This is a genomic window from Neobacillus sp. NPDC093182, assembly GCF_044754045.1.
In genome coordinates this window covers 1-25,884 of sequence record NZ_JBIVOI010000005.1, presented here as the reverse complement: position 1 = coordinate 25,884, position 25,884 = coordinate 1, and the positions used below count along the sequence as shown (strand labels likewise).

20 protein-coding genes, 2 pseudogenes and 1 riboswitch are annotated in these 25,884 nt (G+C 35.1%); of the genes and pseudogenes, 8 read left to right on the top strand and 14 right to left on the bottom strand.

Going from position 1 to position 25,884, the window contains the following annotated elements:
- Window positions 1–51: 51 nt before the first annotated feature.
- The 5 genes from ACIQAA_RS10835 to ACIQAA_RS10815 all read right to left on the bottom strand — a co-directional run bounded on the left by ACIQAA_RS10835 (window position 52) and on the right by ACIQAA_RS10815 (window position 5,229).
- Window positions 52–456, bottom strand: a complete 405-nt coding sequence (locus tag ACIQAA_RS10835; protein ID WP_402618793.1) for a GtrA family protein — start codon at window positions 454–456, stop codon at window positions 52–54.
- Window positions 457–474: 18 nt separating this feature from the next.
- On the bottom strand, window positions 475–1,461 hold the full coding sequence (locus ACIQAA_RS10830) for a glycosyltransferase family 2 protein (RefSeq protein ID WP_402618791.1): 987 nt from the start codon (window positions 1,459–1,461) through the stop codon (window positions 475–477).
- A gap of 79 nt (window positions 1,462–1,540) precedes the next feature.
- On the bottom strand, window positions 1,541–3,160 hold the full coding sequence (locus ACIQAA_RS10825) for a peptide ABC transporter substrate-binding protein (RefSeq protein WP_402618789.1): 1,620 nt from the start codon (window positions 3,158–3,160) through the stop codon (window positions 1,541–1,543).
- Between the two features lie 86 nt (window positions 3,161–3,246).
- A complete protein-coding gene (locus ACIQAA_RS10820) occupies window positions 3,247–4,206 on the bottom strand; it encodes a glycosyltransferase family 2 protein (protein WP_402618786.1) in 960 nt (319 codons plus the stop codon).
- Between the two features lie 42 nt (window positions 4,207–4,248).
- Window positions 4,249–5,229, bottom strand: coding sequence for a glycosyltransferase (locus tag ACIQAA_RS10815; RefSeq protein WP_402618785.1), 981 nt, complete (start codon window positions 5,227–5,229; stop codon window positions 4,249–4,251).
- Between the two features lie 233 nt (window positions 5,230–5,462).
- Between ACIQAA_RS10815 and ACIQAA_RS10810 the strand changes: the two genes are divergently transcribed.
- Window positions 5,463–6,917: a flippase gene (locus ACIQAA_RS10810; RefSeq protein WP_402618782.1), complete on the top strand. Its 1,455-nt coding sequence runs from the start codon at window positions 5,463–5,465 to the stop codon at window positions 6,915–6,917.
- Between the two features lie 14 nt (window positions 6,918–6,931).
- On the opposite strand, the gene ACIQAA_RS10805 is transcribed toward ACIQAA_RS10810, so the two are convergent.
- The 7 genes and pseudogenes from ACIQAA_RS10805 to ACIQAA_RS10775 form a co-directional block, all read right to left on the bottom strand.
- Entirely contained in the window at window positions 6,932–8,998 is a 2,067-nt protein-coding gene (locus ACIQAA_RS10805) for an LTA synthase family protein (RefSeq protein ID WP_402618779.1), read from the bottom strand.
- Window positions 8,999–9,154: 156 nt separating this feature from the next.
- A complete protein-coding gene (locus ACIQAA_RS10800; RefSeq protein ID WP_402618777.1) occupies window positions 9,155–10,144 on the bottom strand; it encodes an LCP family protein in 990 nt (329 codons plus the stop codon).
- Between the two features lie 177 nt (window positions 10,145–10,321).
- Window positions 10,322–10,918: an N-acetylmuramoyl-L-alanine amidase family protein gene (locus tag ACIQAA_RS10795; RefSeq protein ID WP_402619528.1), complete on the bottom strand. Its 597-nt coding sequence runs from the start codon at window positions 10,916–10,918 to the stop codon at window positions 10,322–10,324.
- A gap of 63 nt (window positions 10,919–10,981) precedes the next feature.
- A pseudogene (locus tag ACIQAA_RS10790) lies at window positions 10,982–11,050 on the bottom strand (hypothetical protein); the annotation flags it as partial.
- An 81-nt stretch (window positions 11,051–11,131) separates the two neighbouring features.
- On the bottom strand, window positions 11,132–13,951 hold the full coding sequence (locus ACIQAA_RS10785; protein ID WP_402618775.1) for an SH3 domain-containing protein: 2,820 nt from the start codon (window positions 13,949–13,951) through the stop codon (window positions 11,132–11,134).
- 306 nt (window positions 13,952–14,257) lie between these two features.
- Window positions 14,258–15,130, bottom strand: coding sequence for a UTP--glucose-1-phosphate uridylyltransferase GalU (gene galU, locus ACIQAA_RS10780; RefSeq protein WP_402618773.1), 873 nt, complete (start codon window positions 15,128–15,130; stop codon window positions 14,258–14,260).
- A 364-nt stretch (window positions 15,131–15,494) separates the two neighbouring features.
- Window positions 15,495–16,388 (bottom strand): CPBP family intramembrane glutamic endopeptidase, encoded by an 894-nt coding sequence (locus ACIQAA_RS10775; RefSeq protein ID WP_402618770.1) that lies wholly within the window; start codon window positions 16,386–16,388, stop codon window positions 15,495–15,497.
- Between the two features lie 290 nt (window positions 16,389–16,678).
- Here ACIQAA_RS10775 and ACIQAA_RS10770 point away from each other — a divergent pair, with 290 nt between their 5' ends.
- From ACIQAA_RS10770 to ACIQAA_RS10750, 5 genes are all read left to right on the top strand, one after another.
- Complete coding sequence (locus ACIQAA_RS10770) at window positions 16,679–16,981, top strand: DUF4359 domain-containing protein (protein ID WP_402618768.1); 303 nt, start codon at window positions 16,679–16,681, stop codon at window positions 16,979–16,981.
- 79 nt (window positions 16,982–17,060) lie between these two features.
- Window positions 17,061–18,809, top strand: a complete 1,749-nt coding sequence (locus ACIQAA_RS10765) for a hypothetical protein (RefSeq protein WP_402618765.1) — start codon at window positions 17,061–17,063, stop codon at window positions 18,807–18,809.
- Window positions 18,810–18,951: 142 nt separating this feature from the next.
- Complete coding sequence (locus ACIQAA_RS10760; protein ID WP_402618762.1) at window positions 18,952–19,884, top strand: PD-(D/E)XK nuclease family protein; 933 nt, start codon at window positions 18,952–18,954, stop codon at window positions 19,882–19,884.
- A 244-nt stretch (window positions 19,885–20,128) separates the two neighbouring features.
- On the top strand, window positions 20,129–20,719 hold the full coding sequence (locus tag ACIQAA_RS10755) for a DUF5317 domain-containing protein (protein WP_402618760.1): 591 nt from the start codon (window positions 20,129–20,131) through the stop codon (window positions 20,717–20,719).
- A gap of 184 nt (window positions 20,720–20,903) precedes the next feature.
- Window positions 20,904–22,745 (top strand): diguanylate cyclase, encoded by a 1,842-nt coding sequence (locus ACIQAA_RS10750; RefSeq protein ID WP_402618757.1) that lies wholly within the window; start codon window positions 20,904–20,906, stop codon window positions 22,743–22,745.
- A 139-nt stretch (window positions 22,746–22,884) separates the two neighbouring features.
- Here the strand turns inward: ACIQAA_RS10750 and ACIQAA_RS10745 are convergent, their stop codons facing one another.
- Together ACIQAA_RS10745 and ACIQAA_RS10740 are read right to left on the bottom strand one after the other, a co-directional pair.
- Entirely contained in the window at window positions 22,885–23,016 is a 132-nt protein-coding gene (locus ACIQAA_RS10745) for a hypothetical protein (protein ID WP_402618755.1), read from the bottom strand.
- Window positions 23,017–23,055: 39 nt separating this feature from the next.
- Window positions 23,056–23,733: a copper homeostasis protein CutC gene (locus ACIQAA_RS10740; protein ID WP_402618752.1), complete on the bottom strand. Its 678-nt coding sequence runs from the start codon at window positions 23,731–23,733 to the stop codon at window positions 23,056–23,058.
- Between the two features lie 633 nt (window positions 23,734–24,366).
- A riboswitch (cyclic di-GMP riboswitch) is annotated at window positions 24,367–24,453 on the bottom strand.
- A gap of 225 nt (window positions 24,454–24,678) precedes the next feature.
- Between ACIQAA_RS10740 and ACIQAA_RS10735 the strand changes: the two genes are divergently transcribed.
- On the top strand, window positions 24,679–25,530 hold the full coding sequence (locus tag ACIQAA_RS10735) for a M15 family metallopeptidase (protein ID WP_402618749.1): 852 nt from the start codon (window positions 24,679–24,681) through the stop codon (window positions 25,528–25,530).
- Window positions 25,531–25,672: 142 nt separating this feature from the next.
- A pseudogene (locus ACIQAA_RS10730) lies at window positions 25,673–25,884 on the top strand (IS3 family transposase); the annotation flags it as partial.

Sequence of the window (25,884 nt, the reverse complement as noted above, 5' to 3'; positions counted from 1 at the left end):
AAAATCAGTTGGGAGGAGGAAGACCCAACTGATTTTTTCATGTTTACTTATTTATTCATTGACTCGTTTCGTCCTAAAAACTACATATTTGCTTACAATATAGTTCATAATTACCACAACTATATTCGCAGCAATTTTAGCAATAAAATCATCAAATTTAATTATTTCTACTAACACGACCATAATGCCGAGATCCATCCCCAACGAAACCACTCGAAAAAAGGTAAATGAAAAAAACTCTTGTATGACGACATTTAATTCGGTGAAATTACTTTTAAAAACATATTTTTTATTTGTTAAAAAGGCAAAAACCACCGATATGAACCAGGCAATTGTTGTTGATAAAATATATTCAATATGTAGATATTCTCTAAGGAAAACGTAGCATAGAATATTGATAACGGTTGTAAGTACACCAAATAAGAGATACATAACAATCTCATTTCTTCTTTCCATAGACTACCTCCTGAACGTTCATTCCTTACTAACTGCCTGAAGTTTATTGGTATCAAAGTTATTTATTTTAACATTGTTATATTCATCAACGAAATAAAGTGGCCGGTTTTTCGTTTCATTAAATATCCTGCCAATGTATTCTCCTAAAATACCTAATGAAATAAGTTGAATACCTCCTAAAAATAAGATTACTGTCATTAATGAAGGATACCCCGCTACAGGGTCCCCAAATAGCATCGTCTTTGTGATAATCCAAATCATGTAAATAAAGGCACAAAAAGAGACAATACATCCAAATAGAGCAGAAATCCGAAGCGGAGTAGTAGTAAAGGATGTAATTCCCTCAATGGCTAAATCAAATAGTTTAAAATAATTCCACTTCGTTTCTCCAGCTGCACGCGGGTCCCTATCGAATAAAATCTCCTTTTTATTGAACCCTATCCAGCTAAACATTCCTTTTGTATATCTCTGAGTCTCTCTTAATTGCCTTAAAGCATCAACGCACCGACGATCCAAAAGCCTAAAGTCCCCTGTATCTCTTTGAATCGGTACTCTTGCAACTTTTTCTAATAACCTATAAAAAGCTGTCGCGGTCGTCTTCTTTATCCAGGTTTCTCCAGATCTAGAGTTTCTTTTCGCATAAACATCATCGTATCCATTTTCCCAATAGTGAATCATTTCTGGGATTAATTCAGGAGGATCCTGTAAATCAGCATCTATAATGATTACAGCATCACCTGCAGCATAGTCAAGACCTGCAATCATCGCTGTTTCTTTGCCAAAGTTACGAGAAAGATTGACATATGAAACTCTATTATCCATTTCTCTTAATAATTTGATTTTCGGTAAAGTTCCATCCTTGCTTCCATCATTAACAAATAGTAATTCAAATTTATATAAAGGCAATGTATTAAAAACATTTATCAATCTTGAATATAATTGCTGCAACACGTCTTCTTCGTTATACGCTGGTACTAGAATGGTCACTTTCTCTTTCCCAATCACTAGTTTTCCTCCTATGAATTATCATTCAATCTTAAAAATTTCCAAAAGCTATGCCCTTGGAAATTTCTAATTTATATCGTTATTCTAAAGAGGCCCATTTAAGTTGAATTTGACCTGGGTAAGGAAAAGCCACATTATTTACCTTTTTGCTTTGGATTACTTCATCTGTAAAAAAGTAAATTGGAATAATTGGCATTTCGTCTACCAACAGTCCTTCTGCCTTCTTTAATAATTCCAGGCGTTTGTTTGTATCTGTCTCGATCTTGGATTGCTTCAATAAATTTTCAAATTCTTCATTTTGCCATCCAGCCCCATTGTTACTAGTATTCGCATGACTAAATAATTCTAGTACGTTAACCGGATCCCTAAAAGAGCTCAATGATTTCATGAGAGCAACGTCATAATCAAGGGTTTGAATTTTTTCATTTTGGATAGTCCAATCTGAAGAATCAAGCGTAACCTTAACACCTAAGTTTTCCGACCACATCTTTTGAATAGCTTCAGCAATCCCTACATCCGTTTCATTGGTGGTAATAGACAGCGTAATCGCGGGCAGTTCGGAGACCTCTTGATAGCCCAGCTCTTCTAATCCTTTTTGTAAATATTCATGTGCCTTGTTTACATCATTATCTTGAAAATACCCTTTTTTACTTTCAGAAAAAATCGCTGGATGTACAGCAGCCATAGCTGGAAGTATTTTCTTATTCTTCGTATTATCAACGATTTCTTGACGGTTAATCGCTAAAGCCAAGGCTTTTCGGATATTTTTGTTCGTAAACGGTTCGGCTTTTGTATTTAATTTGAATGAATACGTACCCGTTAAGGATTGAGTATAAAACAATTCATCATCAATCATCATGGACTCAATAGGTGAATTTATTAAATCCAGTTCACCATTTTCATATAAAGATAATTCTTTTGCTGGATCATTGACCATATGCATGGAGATTTTCTCTAATTTCACCATATTTGTATCCCAGTAACTTTTATTTTTTTCAAGAACAATTTTATTATCATGCGACCATTCACTTAATTGGAAAGAACCATTTGTCGTGTATTGATTACTAACCTCATTTGCCCAGTCAGGATTTTTTTCAGCTATTTTACTGTTAATAGGGAAATATGCCCCTAATGATACGATGTTATAGAAAGTAGGAGTTGGATTGACAAGTCTTACTTCTAATGTTTTCTCATCAACGGCCCTTACCCCTACATTTTCAATACTGCCTTTTCCTTCATTAAATGCTTGGGCACCTTCGATATAATAAAGTTGGTAAGCATTGGCCGACTTATTTTTAGGGTCCAAAACCCATTTCCATGCATATTCAAAATCTTTCGCAACGACTGGGTCGCCATTTGACCATTTAGCTTCCCGAATGGTAAATGTATATGTTTTTTGATCATCTGATATTTTTACGATGGAGGCAGCAGCATTTACCGTCTGACCCCATAATTCTGTTCGTGTTAAACCCTCAAATAATTGTAAAACCACTGATTCTGAAACTGAATCATTCGCAAGACCAGGATGTAACGTCAGTGGTTCTCTGCCGATATTTATTTTAAGGTGCTGTGATACATTTCCACTTACATCCTCCTCGACAGCATTCATATTCTTGCCAAATAGTTTTACGTACGCCATGCTAAGGAACATACTTAAAATGAGCAGCATGCTTAAGATGAGTAGTAAATTTTTTTTCATTTTATTCCCCCCCATTTCACAAGCCTTTAGATGTAATAAATAACACCATCTATATAATTAGAAGAGATGGTGTCCAGTGTTTTTTACTATATTACATTCTTTTCACTTCTAGAGTATTTAATAAAATGTTTCCACGTTTTCTTCAAAAAAACCATATAATCATTAAGAGAAGCCTGATGGTACCGTTTTTTAATTATTTTTATTAAAGATGTGAGTGCACGGTCACTATAGACAATCAGCCTGCCAAACGAGCTCATCTTGTTATATCTTGCAAGAAAATACATCTCACTTTTTAACATTTCGGTATCAACAAACAAATTATCTTTACCCGTTGTTAAACCATGGTGATGGACGATTTTTGAATCTGGCAGGAAGCAGGCTAGATAGCCTAGATCCATCATTTTTTGACAAAGAATATCTTCCTCAAAATATAAGAAAGTATGTTCATCGAATAATCCTACTTCCTCTAACATTTCACGTTTTGCCATAAAGCAGCTGCCAGAAAATTTATAGATAGGTATCGGTTCATTCCCTATAGCATTACTCGTTAAATTGTATTGCTGGTCATATTGTCTCTTACTCTCTTTCGATAAAAACTTCTCTAGTCTGGTATGATGGAGCAGATAATCCCTGTTTCTTACCTTTTTTAATGAAGGTAAGTTATGTAATACTCCTTCTGGTGACAAAATATAAGGAGCAGCAACAGCAGTATCCTCATTACTTCCAAGAAATGAATACATACGATTGATACTATCTTCTAAAAAAATAACATCATTATTCGTAACTGTAATGATGTCATAGCCATCTTTTATAGCCTGTCTAATCCCATTATTATTGCCTCTTGCATATCCTAAATTTTCGGATTTAATCACAACGACTTTCTCATTGCCTCGATATTCTTTTTCAATTTGATAATAGGAGTCATTGGTTGAACCGTTGTCTACTATATAAATGGTGTAATTTTGTTTGCATGTTTCAAAAATTGACTCTACACAACGTAATGTCATTTCCCACGTATTATAATTCAAAATAACAAAGGCTATCATTTTATTTTTTCAACTCCAAAGTACAACTAGTAGAACTTATCCTTATAACTCATGCTTAATTTTATCCCAATAAAAACGGTATACTTTTACTAACAGTTCAGGCGAAATAAGGCCAATCGTTAATAGAATTTTTTTCTTCCTATTATAATCTTTTTTCGATACTACTGATTTTAATTTTTCCCGGTCTACAGCAATTAAATATTTATATTGCTTCTTTTCATTTCTATAATACTTCTCAACATTGATATATAACTCTAAACCCTTTAATACCAATTCGGCATATACCTCATTAGCGTGCTCTGGATAATTTTCAAGATAAAAGGTATACATATCCTTTCTAACTTGATATTCATCGATACGCTTTTTGGAAAAGGTCTTACGTAACGTGCTTTTATCATTATATCGATAATTGTATAATGGCTTCCCTGTGTAAAAAATTTTATTAGATCGATGTATGATTTTATATGCAAAATCCATATCTTCTAAAATATATCCTTCTTTAAAGCGCAACCCATTGAATAATTCCCGTTTATATATTTTATTACATGGACTAAAGGTAAGTCTCTCATTTAAATAGATTTCACCGATTGCATCTTTTCGATCAAATATACAATCCGTCGAATCAAGACAAAAAAGACGTTTTGAAGAGTCTTTTTGATATTCAACAATATTACATGTACTTATATCCGCGTCTATTTCTATTGCTTTTTCATACAAGATTTTGTACATATCAAGGTCTATCCAATCATCGCTATCAATGAACCCAATATAATCTCCCTTAGCGATATCGATCCCTCTGTTTCTTGCCGAAGATTGACCGCCGTTTTCTTTATGTATTACAGCTATTCTTTTATCCTTCTTCGCATATTCGTCACAAATATCCCCACTTCGGTCACTAGACCCATCGTTAACTAAAATAACTTCAAAATCTTTAAAGGACTGGTTAAGAATACTTTCCATACAATCATGAATATAATTTTCAACATTGAACACGGGTACAATAATGCTAATTTTAGGATCCATATCGTTTCTCCCTATTGAACAAAACTAATCTCCTACTGAACACAATTAGTACTATACCTAAACTTTGCTTTTACTTCAACATTTAAATCAGCCTCACTTAATCTTCATCACCTCGCCATTTTCTTTAAAAAAACATAATTATACGTTGTTTCTGGTTACATTTAATGCTAATCTTAACTGATGAAAAAATGATATAAATACATTAATTTTTCTAAAGGATTTGAAAGCATTTTATGGGTAAACTTGTCTCGAATTACTTATATACAGTAATATACCAACTATTATTATTATTAACTCCATTTATTTTGACGCCGTATATCTCTCGCGTACTTAAACCCGAGGGTATTGGTACGGATGCCTATGTATTATCTATTGTTCAACTTTTTTTAGTTTTTGCAATTTTAAGCATTCCAATGTATGGGAGCAGACAAATTGCCACAAAGCAAACTGTGGAAGAACGGTCAAAAGAATTCTGGTCCATCTATTTCATACAACTTTTCATTTCAATTATTACTTTAGTGGTCTATCTGTTATTTGCTTTGACTGCCAATGAATACAAATCACTATTTTTTATTCATATTTTCACCCTAGTCGCTACCACCTTAGATGTATCTTGGTATTTTATTGGAAAAGAGCAAATTAAGAGCGTAACAACACGAAATATACTAGTAAGATTGGTCAGCATCGTATTGGTTTTTACTCTTGTAAAAGATATTGGTGATTTATCTTATTATATAACAATTAATGCCGTTACCCTTTTTGCAGGCCAATTGATTATGTGGATTCCTTTATTAAAAGAAATCACGTTTAAGCGAATTGCTTATCGTGATATAAAAATACATTTTTGGCCGATCATTGGCTTGTTTTTACCGCAAATAATGATACAAGTATATACGCTGGTTAATAGAATCGTATTAGGACGCGTCTCTGGGGAAGTTGAAGTTGGTTATTATAACCAAGCAGATAAAGTGGTGCGAATTGCTTTAGGATTTATTACATCACTAGGTTCAGTTTTACTTCCAAGAATGGCACATGAATTTTCTCAAGGCAATACTGAATCCATGAAAAAATACATTAAATATGCCCTTCAATTTGTATTATTGATTACATTACCAATGACATTGGGATTAATGGGAATCGCCCCCAATTTTGTAACATGGTTCTTAGGCAATGAATTTAATGCAGTAATTAATTTGTTAATAATCATGAGCCCAGTCATATTTTTCGTTGGCTTAGCTAATATATTTGGCATTCAAATTTTGGTTTCAACAAACCAGCAAAATAAATATGCGATTGCCATTACAATTGGTGCAATACTAAGTTTAATTACAAATTTCCTATTTGTATCGCATCTTGCGAGTACAGCTGCTACGATAGCTCTGTTAGTGGCAGAAGCTGTAGGCGCCATTATTCAAATGTATTTTGCAAGAAAGTATTTTGAATTTAAAAACTTTGCAGGAATGTTTATAAAGTATTTCGTCTTAAGTATACTTGTTTTCTTTTCAGTGAGTGCTGTTGATAAATTTATCAATATAAGCCCGCTGCTGGTGACTTTTATTCAATTATTCATTGGAGTTTGTGTTTACTTGGTTGGATTGATAGTGATTAAAGATTCGCTTATTGTTACAATCATGAATACGGTCAAGAGTAAAATAGTACCTAAACGAAAAGATAAGCACAAGAACTAAGTTCTTGTGCTTATCTATTTTTTCTTAGAAAACAACAATTCCATACTATATTGATTACCTATTAATAAATCATATTGAATCAGCTTATAGTCGTCCAATAGCTGTTCCTGCTCTTTTGTCAGTTTCGTTAGTAATTCTTGATCATTTCCGAGTTTGGTTATACCTTTCATTGCGGGTATTTCACTTCTAACTTGATCAAGTAAGTGATAAAAGCCGGGTTTTTCCTGACCAATCATATCGTAAACAACAGGAGCTAAATAATATGGACTAATGGTGTTGAGATCATATTTTTCCGTTTCAAAGTTAGAGTAGATTAAAAGAGGTGTTTCAAAATATTTTAATTCTCTAACCTTTGGGTCTTTATCATGATAACCCGCTTCTTTATAAATAGAGTAATCCCCTCCAAGAACCGGTAAATGATCACCCCAAAAAACCACAACTGTAGGCTCGCCTATTTCTTCTAATTGATCTACTAAATATTTAAAAGCTAAATCTGATCTTCTTAGTCCTTCTGTATATACTTTTACCTGCGAGATTGAATCTGGGTGCAGGCCTGAAACTTCAATTGGATATTCAGGATAATTTTTTTCATTGTAAGGCATATGATTTTGAATCGATACCCCATGAATAAACATTGGTTTTTCATGATTTTTAATATTGTCTAATATTTCTTGTGTAAATGATTCATCATTTATAAGTGCGGCGCCCGTTCTCTCTGTATGCTTCATCGTGCCTTCATCTAAAAATTCATCAAAGCCTAACGTTTGATAGACAAGATTTCGTTTGTAAAAAACCTTACTACCTGGGTGAATGGCCAAGGATTCATATCCTTTATTCTCTAAATCACTTACTAACGTTGGAATAAACTTTTTTTGTGGAACTAAATCTTGGTAAGGGATTGCTCCCTCATTTAAGAATGACATCGTAAATCCAGTTAACGCTTCAAATTCAACATTAGCTGTTCCTCCACCAAAGTTTGAGGAAAGGATTTGGCCAGATGTATGCTTTGTCATTAATTCACGTACATTTTTAATTGGATCTTCACTAAAAGAAATATTTAACTTTGTCGGATCCCAAAATGTTTCACTCATTAAATAGATAATGTTAGGCTTCTTTCCCGTTTCACTAGAATTGTCAGCGCTCTTTAAGTATTTTCGAGCCGTATCTTCAACCTTTTGTTTCGTATATCCCTCTGGTTCTTCAAATCCTTCAACATGCAAATTTGAAACAAATCCAAATAAAAATCCATTTGTTTGATAATTATAAGTTTGGTTCCACTTTACGATTTCGATGTTGTTTTTTTCGACAAACGCTTTCATAAAAGTATTAGGGAAATAGGTATAAGAATAAATCATGATTAAGGCCGCAACAAGAATTAATCCTCTTACCCAAAGAGCAATTCTTAATTTAGGGAGAAAGACTATTAAAGTTCCAACGACAAGCACTATTAAAACAAGGAAAATAACTTGATTCATTGAAATATATTCTTTCACCATGGGGATTACATCTTTTAGATGATTAATTTGAGTATAGTCAGCTGGATATAGAGGCTCTCCCCTTAGGTTTAGCTTATTGTAATGGATAAATCCAATTATCAATAACACTAAACTGGTAGTTAACGTACTAATATAGATGTTTCCCACCAAAGCAAAGATTAAAATGTATATAATCAGTAAATACAACACTCCTGCAAAAAAAGGCTTGATGTGACCCCCAATCCATTGGTGTGTTAACAGCGGGTCCTTTAATGTTTGGAAATATTGGAAGTAAAAGTTTATAAAAATTGAAGCACCCAATAAAATTAGAAAGATCAATAAATATTTTAATAAAACCAAAACCCAAGTATACTTTTCCTTTAACTTGTTATAAATCTTACGTTGTCCTTTAGCTGTGGAAATAAAGGCAAGAAAAAGAATAAATAAATAAATAGCAAACTTCTTTGTATCAAACTGCATCCAGAGGAAAAAATCATTTATTTTAATACCATCACTAAAGATTTTATAACTAAATAACACCAAGAAAGACAAAATACTATTTACAATAGTTAATAAGGTAAATTGATGAAAAGACTGTTTATTCATTGTGCTTCTCCTAGTTGAATCGCAGTATAGTATTATTATTACTTTTTATGAAAAGTCTATCACAAGGATTTGTTCGTTTACATAGTAAATATTAACAGTAGGTTAAACCCTTTTAAAAACAAAAAACCTACTCTATAGAGTAAGTTTTTTGTCTATTTATTCTTCCTGTTGCTGCGCAGAATTATTTTGTGAGATTACAGTATTTTCATTAAGAAATTGATTAATTGCCTGTTTATTTTCATCAAAATCAATTTCCAGAACGGACCCTGCATGTTCATAGCTTCCCATTGTATACGATTGATCAACCGGAATACGCAAGGTTTCTATGTCGGCTGGAGGATTTAAGAAAAAGTCCTTAACAACAGCAAGTAAGTCAAGTCCCTCTAAATTTGTATCAATGTATGGCTGAATGGTACCAACTAACTTTGGTATTTTTGTAACACCATTAACACTAATAATCTCATCCTTTAACGCATTCACTACCTTTTGCTGACGCTCTACCCGGCCAAAATCACCGGTTGCATCACCTCTAAAACGTGCATATCCTAGTATCTGTTTACCATTTAGATTTTGTAAACCTGGTTGTAAAACCACACCGATATTTTCGGACATTCTTTTTTCAACTTCCATTTCAATTCCTTTTGGAGCCAGTGTATCTACAACCGATTCAAATCCTTTAAAATCTATCACTGCATAATAGTGGATATCAACATCGAAATTTTGCTTTATTGTCTTCCTAAGTAACTCAGGACCACCTAGAAAGTAAGCTGTATTAATTTTATAATTTTGTTTATCTGGTATTTCTACGTAAATATCCCGCATAAGAGATACTAATTTTGCTTTTTGATTTTCTGGGTCATATTGGGCAATCATAATGGTATCCGTACGTGATTTTTCCTCACCCCTGGAATCGACACCCAACAAAAGGATATTAACCTTATCCATTTTTTCTATATCTGCACCATTAAATTCTGTCTTTGCCTTATCAACTGGCGATACAGTAGATTTACCTGATGCCTGTTGTAAACCTTGTGAGTATTGATAATATATATAACCTGAAAGTCCTAGAAAAAGGACTAAAATAATAAACGATACTTTTTTAAATTTTGACTTTCTTTTCTTTTTTTTAACGTTTTGTCTATTCATTCATTCCACCCTTTTTAAAAGATAGAGTTCCAAGGTCCTATTATAACATTTTTTGTAGAAATTTGTTATATTTTTTTGCATAATAATTGTAAACTTCAAATTTGGATATTTGATTTTTACTTTACAAAAAAAGACTAGAAATCAACTTTTGATTTCTAGTCCTATTTAACTAGTAAATTATCTATAAATGTTAAAGTATTCATGTATTCCGTCTACAATGGCTTTTGCTAATTTATTTTGATAAGAATCTTTAAATAGGTTTTGTCGTTCGCTAAAGTTGTTAATAAAACCCATCTCTAGTAATGTTGCTGGCATAGCCGCTTCACGTATGACTGCAAATGTTTCTCCATGCGTCCCACGATCATTCGCACCTGTATAACTAATAATATTTTCTTGAATTAGGTTTGTGAGTGTTACACTCTTTAAGATTCTTTCTGGATTATTATGCATATCCCCATTAATTTTTGAAGGGTGATTTGGATCAAATTCATAGTAGTATGACTCAACCCCATTAGTAGCCGTTTGTTCTGCTGCTGTAGCGTTTGTATGAATACTAACGAAAATATCTGCAGTTAATTCATTGGCCATTCGCGGACGATCTATTAATTCTACGTAGGTATCGGCAGTTCGAGACATAAAAACTCTATAGCCTTGTTTTAATAGTAATGCTTGAACTTTTTTCGCAACGTTAAAATTCAAGTCCGCTTCATGATATCCACCTACAGTTGCACCTGGATCAGATCCACCATGTCCTGGGTCTAAAAATACTGTCAATCGCTGCTTAAATGCAGATTTTGCATTGACTGTTGCACCTTGCCCTTTGGAAACTAACTTTATTTCTATAGCTTCTAAAGGTTTTGCAAGTCCTTCTGAGCCAGCTTTCATTCCATTTTTCGCCCAGCCTAACCAACCAAAATCAAATAAATTGTTGAAAAATAGAAAAAGCTGCCCTCAAATTACTTATGAGGGCAGCTCTTCTTTATAATCTTATTTATATACTGGTATTTCCAAGATCATTGAATATGGTTGTATTTTATATACTTCATACATAGTCGAAACTTGTTTATAAGCCCAGCCAATATCTGTGGCATATTGGTGCCCAGCTCCACCTGTAGCAGCCATTATTGCAGGATTCCAACGCATTTCATATAAAGTATTTTGTACTACATTATAGGTGTTATTACCACCCAAATAACCATCGTCAATAAAGGCAGCACCGCCCACGATTGCATCGTATGGAGTAAACCAACCTTTTTCATAAGCTGTTTCTGCTCCACATTCCATTGGACAATGATCAAGCGCTCCTACACCATACATGTTATAAACTATTTTACCTTTGTATTCTATTCCCTTTGCAAGAGTGGAAGTACCATGTCCTGTTTCTAACAAAGTATGTGCCATTAAATAGACTTCGTTAATTTCATATTTACGTCCAGCATCAATAAATGCTTGACCTTGACCTTCTAAAATTCCTTTTCCTACGAGGAATTTATTTAAAGTCTCTTTTGAGACCCCACTAGCTTTTGTAAGATCCATGAATTGAAATCTTTGCTTCTCATCATTTATGAACTTAGTCGGGTCCAAATAAGTTACGACATCTTCAGATTTCGCATTGCGCCAACTGCCCCAGCTTACTCTATACCAGCCACTCTTATCTTCTTCCAAAATAGTTAAAAGAGTACCTGTTTTTACTGTACTGTAACTGTGACTAGTTGCACTCTTGTCTGCTCTAATATTAAGTGGACCATCTGTTACTTCACCCATTCTTAAATTAGCTGCTGCCAGCGAACTGTGCACGTATAAAATTTCTCCATTGTACTCAATTTTATACCATCTTGTACTACCTGAAACCGTTTCTCCCGTAACATTACCATCCAATAGCTTGAATACTGTTCCTTTACCAACGTTTGCTACGATTTTACTAACTGTATCTGGAGAAGTTCTAAGGTTTACACTGCTTCCACTTATCGTACCAGCATTAAATACATTGATATATTGACTGCTAACATAAGCAGGAGCATCTCTGTATTTATCAGTCTGCGGAGTAACCTTCATTTGCATATTTAGTGCATCACTTAACGTAATATTATAGTTATTCGCTACATGAGTTAAAGCTGGCTCAATAAACGGTTTATTTGTCGGTCCTGGTGCTGCTCCACCTTTAGCCACAAGGACAATCTCAATGGCTTCTAAGCGTTTTGCAAGTCCTTTTGTACCAGCAGATGCACCGTTTTTAGCCCAGCCGAGCCAACCATAGGTTTCTGCGTGGACACGGTAATAAATATCGTAATGTTGCGCCATTTCACCAGTCAAATTGATTTGAATTGCTTCTACACGTTTACTTTGACCAGATGTTCCAGATATTGTTCCATTTGATACATTATTCAACCAGCCATAATCTTGAACGTGGGTCTTATAAGAAATACCTCCAGAATATGGAGAATTTTTTAATGAAATCTTTATGGCTTCCATTTGTTTTGCTTGTCCTTGTATCCCTGACATTTTTCCGTCAGATACATTTGTTAACCACCCATAGTCAGAAATATGGGTAGAATAAACAACAGATGGATCAATAATTAATGGGTTATTAGTAGAACCTGGTGCAGCTCCGCCTTTTGTGACTAGGACAACCTCAATGGCTTCCAAGCGTTTCCCTAGTCCTTGTGTACCAGCAGATGCACCGTTTTTAGCCCAACCTAACCAACCATAGGTTTCTGCATGGACGCGGTAATAAATGTCGTAATGTTGCTCCATTTCGCCAGTCAAATTGATTTGAATCGCTTCTAAACGTTTTGCTTGACCAGAAGTACCAGAAATTGCTCCATTCGATACATTCTTTAACCAGCCATAATCTTGAACGTGGGTATTATAAGTAATACCACCAGAATAAGGAGAATTTTTTAATGAAATCTTTATGGCTTCCAGGCGTTTTGCTTGTCCTTGTGTTCCAGACACTTTTCCATTAGATACACCCGCTAACCACCCATAATCTTGAACATGGGTTGAATAAACAACAGATGGATCAATAACTAATGGTCTATTTGTCGCACCTGGTGCAGCTCCACCTTTTGCCACAAGGACAATCTCAATGGCTTCTAAGCGCTTCGCTAGTCCTTGTGTACCAGCAGATGCACCGTTTTTAGCCCAATCTAGCCAACCATAGGTTTCTGCGTGGACACGATAATAAATATCGTAATGTTGTGCCATTTCACCAGTCAAATTGATTTGAATCGCTTCTAAACGTTTCGCTTCACCAGTTGTTCCAGATAATGCTCCGTCTGATACATTATTTAACCAGCCATAATCTTCAACGTGAGTTTTGTAAGAAATGCCTCCAGGATATGGAGTATTATTTAATGAAATCTTTATGCCTTCCAGACGTTTTGCTTGACCTTGTGTTCCTGACATTTTCCCATCAGATACACCCGTTAACCACCCTTTATCTTCTACATGGGTTGTGTAATACACAGAAGGAGTTTGAATGGAAGCTGTTGAAAAAGTTTGCACTGACTCTGAAGTAACCTCTTCATTGACTGGGGTTGGATTTTCCTCCACAACTATTTGTTCTTCTTTAGGAGATATAACTTCTCCTGTTGGAGGACTCTTTTCATCAATTGTTTCTGCTTCTTCCATTAAAGCAGCATTTTCGTTTTCAGCTGCAACTGTACTTTGCTCATTAATTTTTTCCGGTTTTACTTCTTCCACTAAAGATGAAACCGAATTTTCTATGGCATAAGTTATAGATCCATCTGAAAGAACAGTAATACCCATAAATAGCATTCCTGTTAGAACTAATTTCCCCCGCATGTATCATACTCCCATTATATAAATTTTGAATACATAAAAACTCATATTATTACTTAAAACGACAATCTTATATATTCTTACTATTAGTCTAGCATAATAAATAGAGCGATAAAACTATAACACTATCTTTCTACGTAGTATGATATCATAACTAGTCATTTTTTGTAATAAATTATCAATATTTGTAATTAGTATTTTTCACCATCAATATAGTAAAAACTAATTGATATTTTCAATGAATTCACACCTAAATTTTACAAAAAAAAATAACCCTCCTGTTCAATAACCGGAGAGTTATTTTTTTACCTATAAAGTTTCAAGCTTGTTCGCCATAAACTTTATTAATTCTTCCCTCAATTCTTCCTTTTGAAGAGCAAATTCAATTGTAGTTTCAATAAAACCTAGCTTTTCTCCTACATCATATCTTTCACCTTCAAATTCATAGGCAAAAACGCGTTGAATATGATTTAAATTTTGAATGGCATCTGTCAGCTGGATTTCGCCCCCGGCCCCAATTTCCTGCTTTTCTAAGAACATAAAAATTTCAGGAGTAAAAATATACCTTCCAATAATCGCTAAATTCGATGGAGCTGTTCCTAACTTTGGTTTTTCCACAAAATTTTTAACCTGATACGAACGTCCATCTTGATGAATTGGATCAATAATCCCATAACGGTTTGTCTCATTTTCAGGTACTTTTTTTACTCCAATAACAGAAGAATGTGTTCGATCGTGCTCATTGATTAGTTGTTTTAAACAAGGGGTTTTGGCTTGAACAATATCATCCCCCAGCAAAACAGCAAATGGTTCATTTCCGATAAAATTCCTTGCGCACCACACTGCATGTCCAAGCCCTTTTGGTTCCTTTTGTCTAATATAGTGTATATCCACCATCCTTGATGGTTCTTGAACTTTTTCCAAAAGTTCAAGCTTCCCTTTATCCAATAAAGTTTGTTCAAGTTCAAAAGCATAATCAAAATGATCCTCAATTGCCCTTTTCCCTTTTCCTGTCACGATAATGATATCTTCAATCCCAGATTCAATGGCTTCCTCTACTATATATTGTATCGTCGGCTTATCTACAATGGGTAACATTTCTTTCGGCATTGCTTTTGTAGCTGGTAGAAAACGTGTTCCTAGCCCAGCTGCTGGAATAATGGCCTTTCTTACCTTTTGCATAATACCTCTTCCTTTCCGTATTTTCACAAACCATAAAGAGTTAGCTTTATTATTCACCCAAATAGAGTTATTACTTTTAACGGGTTCTTCATAAGAACCTCACATGGAAAATCCTTGTCTCGGATAAAACCTTTGATACTCTTTAGACATCTAAATAATACCAAAATGTATGTGTAAAAGCACTATTAGCTGTTCAGATACTTTTTTATAATCCTTACGTTTTATTCGTTTTTTCTATATCCCATATAATCCTTAATGCCCTTTTTTATAAATTTTGGGTCTAATTTCGATCTCTTCCCGTTTTAGTAGTAAAATACTTTTCTACAAAAAAAAGAAGTCACCTGATTAGGTAACCTCATCTAATTTAATTGGCTATATCTTCTGAAACCACAATGTTGCTAGTCTTTTGATTCTTTTCTACTGCTATTAAAACCAAATAAACAGGTATAAGAACCAAAGCAGCGATTTCAACAATAAATTCAAAGTAATACCAGGAAAGCGTTGCAAGGATATCATAAACCGAATGTACTAGCACCGTCACCCAGAGATTTCTCGTCCATAATAAGATCAATCCAAATAATAAACCCATATTGGCAAAGGTGATAATCGCTCCAATTTCATATGGCCAGGATTGAACCGAGCTTAGCGTATGATCAATACCGAATAGCACTGAGGTGACGAAGAGTGCAATTAAGACAAAAGTATCACGCCGGCCTTTTTCCCAGCGCTTTGGGAAGACTTTTTTTAAAACAAACAGGATGAGTATGATATACGCCAATCGCCATACTTCTTCAAGACCAGCAAGGATATCCGTAAAAATATCGTAGCCCACAGTGTCAATTTCATCGATAACTTCCCACATCTTTTCAACAGGTTCAATAGGCTGTTTTGGCTCTGCTATATCATTGTCATCCGATACCACTTCTGTATAGGCCTCAACATATTGCTCATAATCATTGCTAAAATCTTGAAAAGCGTAAGATGAATAGATATTAATCATGGTACTGCCGAGAATAAAGAGCAAAAAAGCGCCTATAAATTGTCGTATATGCTGTACCTTAGTTTTTCGAATTCCATTACTAAGTCTTTGATGAAGCTTCAGTCCAATGAAAAAGGAAGACACCATAATCGCATCGTATATGGTACCAGCTAATTGGCTGTAGCCGCTTAAATAGAGGATTAGTTCAACCCCTATCGTAATCGTGAGAAGTCCAAACAAAAGCTGCTTCGACATTGGCGCAGTTAAGTTAGTTGTCATCGTTTATCATCCCTGCCCTTATAATGGCTGTACTCTCCTACCTTCCAAAAAGCTGTACAGCTAAAATTCCAAATCCATTTAATAATAGCAGGAAAAGTAAGCACGCAATGATCCATTTCCATTTTCTTGACAAGGGCTTATCTCCTTTAAAGGTAATTAGTAATAATTTATCATATTAATAGAGAATAAGCACCAGTGATAATCTCTCCAATTGTATTTACAAGCATATCCTTCCAGCTTTATACTTAAATTAGGTGAAAATTAACAATTATTAGATAAGGGGTTGAAAAGTGAAAAAGATCATTTCTATTATCCTATTGATAGTCATTGTATTTGTCTTATCAGAAACAAACCCTGGACGTTCGCAATACGTAGAATGGATTACTCATGAGACAATGGATCAGTCTTCCAATATCCTTGAGAAAGGGATTCTATCGTTAGCTGGGGAAAAGGTTTTCGATATGGGAACAACGAAATCAGATTACTTCATTTTTTCAGTCTATAAAACCGATTTTTCCGAGATCGGCTTGGGGCAGGTCACCTGCATCGGTATCTTTAATAAGTTTATTCCTATTTCTAAAAATGAAAAATAAGAAGACCAGAACGGGTCTTTTTATTTTTTATTAAATTTAAACATTATAATAGTAGAAACTCATAAGGGAGACAAACACATTGAGTGGACAAAAAATTGGCCAGCAGGAGTTTACATTTGAACACCATGGATTGAGTGAGTACTATGAGAAAAACCATAAGGAAGAGATAATAGACATTTTTAAAGCTGTGCTGGAATCAAACCAGGATGCCCTTAAGGATGAAGAGCTTGCCTTTGTTCTAAACACGCTGGAACATTATCAGGAGCAATCAGCAATTCATAGATTATGGAAATTGATGGAGAATCAGGGTCATACATATAAACAGGTAGTCGAATTTATTAATCAGAATCAAGACTACACAAATCTTATAAAAATATATCTGGATGAAAAATTCAATCTTAGCCGTGTCGTAGAAATTTTAGCACAAATTGATAAACTACTTGAAGCTTCACCCTTTATACTTAAAAATCGTTATTTTCAGAAGCTTGTTATCCAAAAGACCGCTTATGCCGTTGGCGATTCTTATGATTTATTTGTAGCAGCTAGTTTGGTAAAAGCATTTCAGGTGCCCAACCCTGAAGTTGATTTTTCAAAAATAAAAGACAAAATGATGGTTTACTGTGAAACTGCATTATTAAATGAGCTTGAATTGCAGAAAGTAACTCTCAAGGATATTGATACATATGCACACATTTCAACAGGTAAACTTAATGAAAAGGAACTTAAGGATAAAAAAATCGTCAGCAAATACAAAATTCTGAAGGTCCTTCAGGAACTATTTCACACACCTGTCGTTTCTGTTGGGGTGACTCTTCAACAGTTGTCACCTGCTAGCAGAGAAGAACTGCGAGAGATTTTAAAAAATGTACTGCGGAATAACATTTCTGAGGATTATTTCCAGCACATACTAGCGGCATTTGATGATGAAGATGGCAGTTATCATTATCCACAGCTTATTGCTTATTTGAGTAAAAGCGCTGATGAGAAGGTGATGCTATCGTTTATCAAGTGGACGGCGAGTAACCTTCAGCTTGATCATCATTACCACCGGGCACTAAAGGCTTATTTGAAATCACATCCAAGATCAATTTGGAAGAATAAAATGGCTAGAAAAGAGCTGGGTATGATTTCAACGAGCAGCTTTCGAAAATTAGTAAAAGAAGTTGAGAGTGAAAGTGTAAGTCCAGTAGGTAAGTTTTTTAAAAAGTATGGTGTTCAAGTAAGCAGCGTGCTGCTCATTACCCTTGCTGTTGGAGGCGGACTATATTTTGGTTATGATCTCTTTACTGATAAAAAGGACAATGCAGCTGTTTCAAAATCGAGTAAAGCTGCAGCATCAGAGCCAGCTAAAAACCTAGATTTAGAACCATTTAAAGAATGGATTAGTGAAGAACCCTTTGTTTTCAATGTAAATGGACAACAACAGAATATCACCTTTGGGTCGGCGAACACAACGGGAGGCAAGAGTCTAGTATTGACGGACAGCCAAAACAGTGAAACCCCATTTGATTTGGTGATTGATTCAGAAGTGTCAGCTTTTGATGAAAAGGGTGTACTAAAAGAAGGTTTTTCCTTCTATCACACAGAATACGATTTCGACGCCAACGGGAATCCGGAAATTGTGATTATGGCACTGAGTCAAACATTTGAATCGTTTGTGTGGGTATACAGCCCGATTTCCGAAAATGGAAGTGTGAGTCTGCGTTCTGACCTGGCATTAAAAGGAATGTCTGATGCAAAATTAGTGGATAATACACTAAAGCTGCTTGGGGATCAAGGTCAGTCGGAAACGTATGCATATTTGAATCAGCAATTTGTAAAGCAATAAAGAGCTGTAAATAGTTTCAAATATGGAAAATTTAAAGCACGCTAGTCCTTCTTATCGGAGTGACTGGCTTTTTTACTTTTGAAAGAGATATGAGTTCTATGTAGTATAATGATTTTAGTAGACTTAAAAGGGGTTGTTATCCATGTTTGAAGTCAAGCCCTGCCCTGAATTTTCTTGGTCATTATCCCGCCACAAAGCGCTGATGGAATGCCCAAGAAAGTACGCTTTTGAATATTATATCAGCCATAATGGATGGCTGCGGGATTCCAATATTCTCGCAAAAGATGCCTATCGTTTTAAGAAAATGACAAACTTAGAGATTCTATTTGGAAGTGCGGTCCATGACCTGATTCTATCTGTCATTGGAAACTTTTTAAATACAGGGTTTATCCCGCCCGAAGCAGAATTAATTCAGCGCCTGCGAAGTAGTTTGAACTCAGCCTTTAAGGATTCTAAGCTCCGTGCCGGCCTATGGAGAGAACGGCCTAACCATTTTCAAATGCTTCATGAAATTTACTATAATGGCGAACTGCCACAGGATAAAGTGGATGAAATCCAAAAACGCTTAAATGTGAGTATGGGGAATTTTTTGTCGAGTAAAACCTTCACAGACGTAAGAGTGAATAAAGATATGCAATTTGTTGAAGCCGAGCGCTTTCGGTTTATGTTTATCGACGGTGTTAAGATTTTTATCGTCATGGACTTTTTGTATCGTGATATGAATGAAGGAAAATGGATTATTGTGGACTGGAAGACCGGAAAGGAATCCTTCGAAGACAGACACCAATTGGCATTATATGCCCTATATTTGATGAGAGTGTTAAAGGTGAATTCTATTGATGAGATCATCATCCGAAATGAGTATCTGATAACCGGGACACACAAAACCTATCAATTAACTGCAGTTGATCTCAAAAAAGTTCACGAACTCTTTGGCATGAGCGTCATTCAAATGCAGCGCTACTTAGAAGACATCAGCGCAAACCAGCCTTTAAACTTTAACCTATTCCCCAAAACCAAAACCACCAAAAAATGCGACCGATGCAACTACAAAGAACTATGTGAAATGTATTAAAAATATCTAGACCTCAAACTATCAAAGTTTGAGGTCTTTTTGAGCGCTACTGTCCGCCTGAGGTGGACACTGTCCACGAGCGGTGACAGGCACCCTTAAAATTTTTAAAAACACACAAATATTTCACATATTATACTTGATTTCGACAAAATCCAACAATATTATTGGTATTGTGGAAATATTTACCCTTTACTAAATCTTCTTTTTTATTAGATTTATATTCTAGCATAGGCAGGTACGACTAATGGTTTTTGACGGCATACTTATTTCGTTTATTGTAGGACTACTCAGGAAAGGTAATTTAAGAGCTTTTTCTCAGTTAAATCTTAAGTGGGGTTGGGTATTCCCACTCTTATTAGTGGTGCAACTCGCTGTATTTAAGCTTCAAAACGATAGTGAATTTTTAGGACAACTGAGTGGTTCTATTTATATCGGTGTCTATATCATCGGTTTGATTTTTTTATTTCTAAATCGTAAGAATCCAGGCTTTATCTTGATTTTCATTGGTGTCTTTCTAAATTTTATAGTGATGGTTCTCAATGGTGGCAGGATGCCTGTTTCGGTAGAGGCTGCTGCAGTTTTAGATCCTGGTTACATCCAAGCTTTAAAGGAAAGCTTGTACGCAAAGCATACTATGTTAACGTCTACAACACATCTTGGATTTTTGGGTGATGTAATTCCAATTAGTGACCCTTACCCACGAACACAAATCATTAGTATTGGCGATATCATTATGAATATCGGAATCTTCTTTTTTATTCAATATTTAATGGTTAAACACCCTTTAGCAAAAAGAGGCAATGCAGCTCCCCTTTCAATGAAGGGAGGTGAATAAAGATGAAAAAGGACCAAAAACATGGCCTTAAATTAACTGGTATTTTATACAATGCAATCATTATTGGATCTGTTATTGTTGCTTTAACTTCTGGATTTAGATTAATATAACCATAAGTTGTATGAAAATGGGGGAAGTGATTCTTCACTTTCTCCAATCTTATTATGAGAGTGATGGAAAAAAGATGCAGTTTTTAAAAACAACTACTAATAAATACCTTTTTCTCGTCTCGGTGTTGGGCTTCATCGCCTTTATCACAATTTATGATTTTAAAATCTATTCAAATTCCGAATGGTCTATCATTATTGCACTGGCAGGAGCTATATTACTTCTAAATCATCATCCTATAGTCCTTCCCCCAAAGGGTAACTCACTTTCTATGGATTCTTCTATATTCCTTGCTAGTCTTTTTTTATTTGGACTGGACTTAACTTTGGCAGTATTGCTAATTAATTCAATTTTATTTGCCTTCACACAAAGAAAAATTGTTTGGTGGAAACATATATTTAATTTTTCCAGCTATGTACTAATGATCACTGGTTCTTTTTATATATTCACTTTAACTGGTGGTTCCATCGGCAGCATTCATATCAATAACTCGGTTCCTTATTTAATTTCCTTTAGCTCTTACTTTGTCATGAATGTCATTTTTGTTGGGACCTTCTTCATATTAGCAGCTGCTGAAAGCTTTGAAAGTGTTTTTAAAGAACTTATTAAGGAGGCACTTTCCCCTTATTTGAGTACACTCATGCTGTCGTTAGTACTTGCTATATTAATGAGTTCGGACAGAATATTTGGACTTTTCCTTTTTACCTGTATTGCCTTTTTGCTTTCTTTAGCGTTTAAGCAGCACTTCCATTTATTTAAAGAGGTTTCTGAGAAAGCAAACAAAGACTTTTTAACAGGTCTTAATAATCATGGATACTTTAAAGAGATCTTAGTAGAAGAAGTAGCGGCAGCAAAGGAAAACGAGCAGCCGTTATGTGTCGTCCTTCTTGATATCGATGATTTTAAAAAATATAACGATTTATATGGACATATCGAAGGAGATCATCTACTGCAGGAATTCGGTTCACTTATTAAAACTGCAGCTGAACCGGAAAACTTCACAGTCGCCCGCTATGGTGGTGAAGAATTTTCGATCATAATGCCTAATACTACTTGTCAGAAGGCTATTTCTTTTATGAATGAGTTGCGGAAGAAAACAAACGATACCTACTATAAAGGTGTGGAACGCCTTCCTTATGGCTGCTTATCCTTTTCAGCGGGAATTGCAGAATGTGAAAAAGAGACCTATAACATATCTGAACTTTTAAGCAAGGCAGATCAAGCGATGTACGCTGCTAAAGATCAAGGGAAAAACCTTGTTCACATTTATAATCAGTATTCCGAATATTCAGCCCAACGGTCCCTTTCCTTAGAAAAGGAATTAGAGGAAGCAGAACAGCAGTTACGGATCTTTCTTTCAAAGGATGTTTACACATACAGGCATAGTAAACGTGTATATCAGTATGCGGTTGATTTTTCAAGGCTACTATCCTTAAGTGATTACGAACGAAAGACCTTAATTCTGGGAGCATTAATCCACGACATCGGAAAAATTGAAATCCCTCGGGATATCTTAAATAAAAAGGGGAAACTTGAGCCACATGAATGGGAAATGATGAAAAAGCATGTAACATGGGGAAGGGAAATCATTTCGACCAATAAAAAATTAGAAGATTTAATTCCATTAGTTGAACTTCATCATGAACGTTATGACGGCAACGGTTATCCATATGGACTAAAAGGAAAATCAATTCCAAAACTGGCACGAATCCTTTGCATTATCGACTCTTTTGATGCAATGACCACCGAACGCCCATATCAAAAGACAAAAACATTCGGGGAAGCTATTGTAGAGCTAAGGGCCTGCTCCGGAAAACAATTCGACCCCCAATTCGTTGAACCGTTTATCGCCATGATTAAACAGCTAGATGATACTGGGGAATTACTTCAAGTCGAGTCTTTAGTTGTGAATAGATAAAATAACTTTGTGAAATTAAATAATATTAAAAGACCTCAAACTAAAAATTTGAGGTCTTTTTTACGTGGACACTGTCCGCCTGAGGTGGAAAGTGTCCACGTGTGGTGACAGGCACCTTCGTTTGCACCCTCGTTTTTACCTATTTTTCGTTATTGCCTTCTGTTTCATTGTTCTCAACGATTTGTTTTATTTCGCCTGTGTCACCTTTGGCGTTGATGATTTCGAAGATTTGGTTGAGTCCTTCGCTTGTTTGATCTTTTTCTTTTTCCATGGTTTCCTCCATTGGTCAGATTATTTTTAATATGCCCAATTATTTCAAGGTATGAACGATTTCAATTGCTTTTTCTAAGGAAACACTTTTTAGGATGCTATTATCTTTTCTTATGGCTGTACCGAAGTGGTAATGATTTGTTCCAACCTGTGTATGTACCTGCACGATATTTTCTTTTGTCAGGCCGCTGCCGATAAGAATTTCTGTTTGTTTACAAGATTCTTTCATTTTTTTCAGGATTTCCAAGCGTGTTTCCCAGTCACCGTATCCTCCAGAGGTTAAAATGGCAGTAATCTCTTTATATTGATCTAATTGTTGAGCTGCTTTCATTATATTATTTGAACTGTCGATGGCGCGGTGAAACGTTACCTCCATAGTACCTACATCCGTTAATAACTCTTCAAGGTGACGGTAATCAATGTCCCCTTTCTGATCCAGCATTCCGAATACTACTCCATTTGCCCCTAAAGATTGAATCATACGGACATCATTTTTCATAATCGCAAAGTCATCGTCTGAATAACAAAAGGATTGACCATGCGGCCTCACCATAACGTTGACAGGAATCGTAACGCTATTAACAACCTTTTCGATTAACCCATAGCTCGGTGTTATGCCGCCTTCTGTTAATCCAGATACTAATTCAATTCTGTCAGCACCTGATTTTTCAATTAATACTGCATCCTCTGCCGTAACTGCAATAAATTCAATTAACATTATTTATCTCCTTTTCCTTACCACACGAATATTAACTAGTAATACTTATTTTACTTAAATCACTTATGAATATTATTAAAAGTAACAAAAGACAGCGTGAACGATGGCGGCAAAACCATGTCACATTAAATTTTGTCGAAAACCATCGGAATTCTCCGGTGTTTTTCAAGTGAAGGTCCAAGTTTTTGTACACGATCTCCGGCGAAAGTTATCAACAATAATAAAAAATTGCTGAAGGTTATCCACGGTTAGTGGTTTTTTGGTTCTTTCAGTTTTTAATTATCCACAAAACTCATAAACTTATCCACTGAATCAACATACTTATTCACAACTGTTGATTACTTACTCACATTTCTCAATAACATATCCACAATTAAATGACAAAAATAAAAAGTCTGGGGCATCCCAGACCTTTTTCTATATTCTAGCACCTAATTCTAATGCTTTACTATTATGGTACAAAGACTTCACCTTGAGTTCACACTTAAGTTCGTCACTTAAGCAATCATACTGCATCATCTCAATGTGACGGTACTGAAATAAGTGATAATAGTATTTACCTCTTAATAACATATTTTTTAGCAACACAAAAAAACCTCCTCAATTTATCTACATAAATCGCAGAGCATCGTGTTCGGTAACTGGCTGGCATCGTTGTAAAAAACATTAGCCCCTGTAGTTTTGCGTCACCATTTTTCAATAGTTTTGCCGTTTCGTACGATTTATGTGTTTAATAGAACTATATGATACAACCACATAATAATAAAGAGTCTTAGGTCCTACTTTAATTCCATATCCTTTATTTACTATAGGCTGCTCAGCCTATTTTTTCAAAAATCGTTGTTGGATCGCGAAAGATGTAACATAATGTATTTTATTGACGTCTAATTTTGTTAGAACTAATTTTAATAGATGTGTTATTCAATTCTATTTTTAAAAGTAAGGATGTTTATTGTGAAAAAGTATTCTTCTATATTTGTGAGTTTAGTCATGCTGATTTTACTATTATCAGGCTGTGCAGAAAAAATTCTGAATGCCAAAGGCAATCCCAATAAGTCTGAAGTTACCTCTGAGGTACCGCCGGACACTAATAATATAAATGACCAAAACCAGAATAATGTCGAACAGGCAGAACAACCGGTGGAAAATACACCTGACGAAAACTCGAAACCACAGGAGCATGAAGCTCCAGCAGAAAAAAATCATGATGGTATCCAGGTTGTTTTTAATCCAGAAAGCATTCCGGTGCTCGTTAATAAACAAAATAAACTGCCAGATAATTATAATCCTACTGATCTTGTTTATACTGAAATTCCTTTTGTTTCTGGTGTGACAAACGAAAAACGAAAAATGAGAAAAGAAGCGGCAGTGGCGGTGAATCAATTATTTGCTGGTGCAAAAGCAGAAGGTATTTCCCTATTAGGGGTATCCGCTTATCGATCTCATGCAACGCAAACGACATTGTTTAACTACTATGTAAACCGTGATGGATATGAAAAGGCACGAACGTATAGTGCTCTGCCTGGAACGAGCGAACATGAGACTGGTCTTTCTATTGATGTTACTGGCGGAAATGGAAAATGTGCCGCGGAAAATTGTTTTGGAGGTACGAAAGAAGCAATATGGCTGGAACAGCATGCTGCAGAATACGGGTTTATTATTCGATATCCAAAGGGAAAAGAGAGCATTACAGGATATCAATACGAACCCTGGCACCTTCGCTATGTTGGTAAAGAAATCGCACTTGAGATTATGAACAAAGGTATCACCCTTGAGGAATACTATAATGAAGTTTAAGAAAAAAGCGTCAAGCCCTGTTATGAACTATAACCCGATTAATGGACACTAAATAAAAAGTGCCCCTTAATCGGGTTTTTCTATGTCCCCTGAATTAAAACCCGTTTATAATAAAAGAATTATTGTGGACGGAGGATTTAAAATGAGCAAGAATCTATTTACCGAATACCAGATTAAAGAGTTAGAGAAGAATCCTAATGTTATACGTGTTTCAAATCGATCTATTTCTTATGACCCTGACTTCAAAATAAAAGCAGTAAAGGAATATCATAAAGGGAAAAGTCCTTCCCAAATTTTTATTGAGAACGACTTTAACATTGAAGTGATAGGTAAAGACCAGCCAAAGAGATGTTT

Excerpts from the sequence above, each read along its gene's own strand:
- ACIQAA_RS10835 (WP_402618793.1), bottom strand. The coding sequence starts at position 456 with ATGGAAAGAAGAAATGAGATTGTTATGTATCTCTTATTTGGTGTACTT.
- ACIQAA_RS10755 (WP_402618760.1), top strand. The coding sequence starts at position 20,129 with ATGGTTTTTGACGGCATACTTATTTCGTTTATTGTAGGACTACTCAGG.
- ACIQAA_RS10785 (WP_402618775.1), bottom strand. The coding sequence starts at position 13,951 with ATGCGGGGGAAATTAGTTCTAACAGGAATGCTATTTATGGGTATTACT.
- ACIQAA_RS10745 (WP_402618755.1), bottom strand. The coding sequence starts at position 23,016 with ATGGAAAAAGAAAAAGATCAAACAAGCGAAGGACTCAACCAAATCTTC.
- ACIQAA_RS10825 (WP_402618789.1), bottom strand. The coding sequence starts at position 3,160 with ATGAAAAAAAATTTACTACTCATCTTAAGCATGCTGCTCATTTTAAGT.
- ACIQAA_RS10805 (WP_402618779.1), bottom strand. The coding sequence starts at position 8,998 with ATGAATAAACAGTCTTTTCATCAATTTACCTTATTAACTATTGTAAAT.
- ACIQAA_RS10760 (WP_402618762.1), top strand. The coding sequence starts at position 18,952 with ATGTTTGAAGTCAAGCCCTGCCCTGAATTTTCTTGGTCATTATCCCGC.
- ACIQAA_RS10820 (WP_402618786.1), bottom strand. The coding sequence starts at position 4,206 with ATGATAGCCTTTGTTATTTTGAATTATAATACGTGGGAAATGACATTA.
- ACIQAA_RS10815 (WP_402618785.1), bottom strand. The coding sequence starts at position 5,229 with ATGGATCCTAAAATTAGCATTATTGTACCCGTGTTCAATGTTGAAAAT.
- ACIQAA_RS10810 (WP_402618782.1), top strand. The coding sequence starts at position 5,463 with ATGGGTAAACTTGTCTCGAATTACTTATATACAGTAATATACCAACTA.
- ACIQAA_RS10735 (WP_402618749.1), top strand. The coding sequence starts at position 24,679 with ATGTTTATTGTGAAAAAGTATTCTTCTATATTTGTGAGTTTAGTCATG.
- ACIQAA_RS10740 (WP_402618752.1), bottom strand. The coding sequence starts at position 23,733 with ATGTTAATTGAATTTATTGCAGTTACGGCAGAGGATGCAGTATTAATT.
- ACIQAA_RS10750 (WP_402618757.1), top strand. The coding sequence starts at position 20,904 with ATGCAGTTTTTAAAAACAACTACTAATAAATACCTTTTTCTCGTCTCG.
- galU (WP_402618773.1), bottom strand. The coding sequence starts at position 15,130 with ATGCAAAAGGTAAGAAAGGCCATTATTCCAGCAGCTGGGCTAGGAACA.
- ACIQAA_RS10800 (WP_402618777.1), bottom strand. The coding sequence starts at position 10,144 with ATGAATAGACAAAACGTTAAAAAAAAGAAAAGAAAGTCAAAATTTAAA.
- ACIQAA_RS10775 (WP_402618770.1), bottom strand. The coding sequence starts at position 16,388 with ATGACAACTAACTTAACTGCGCCAATGTCGAAGCAGCTTTTGTTTGGA.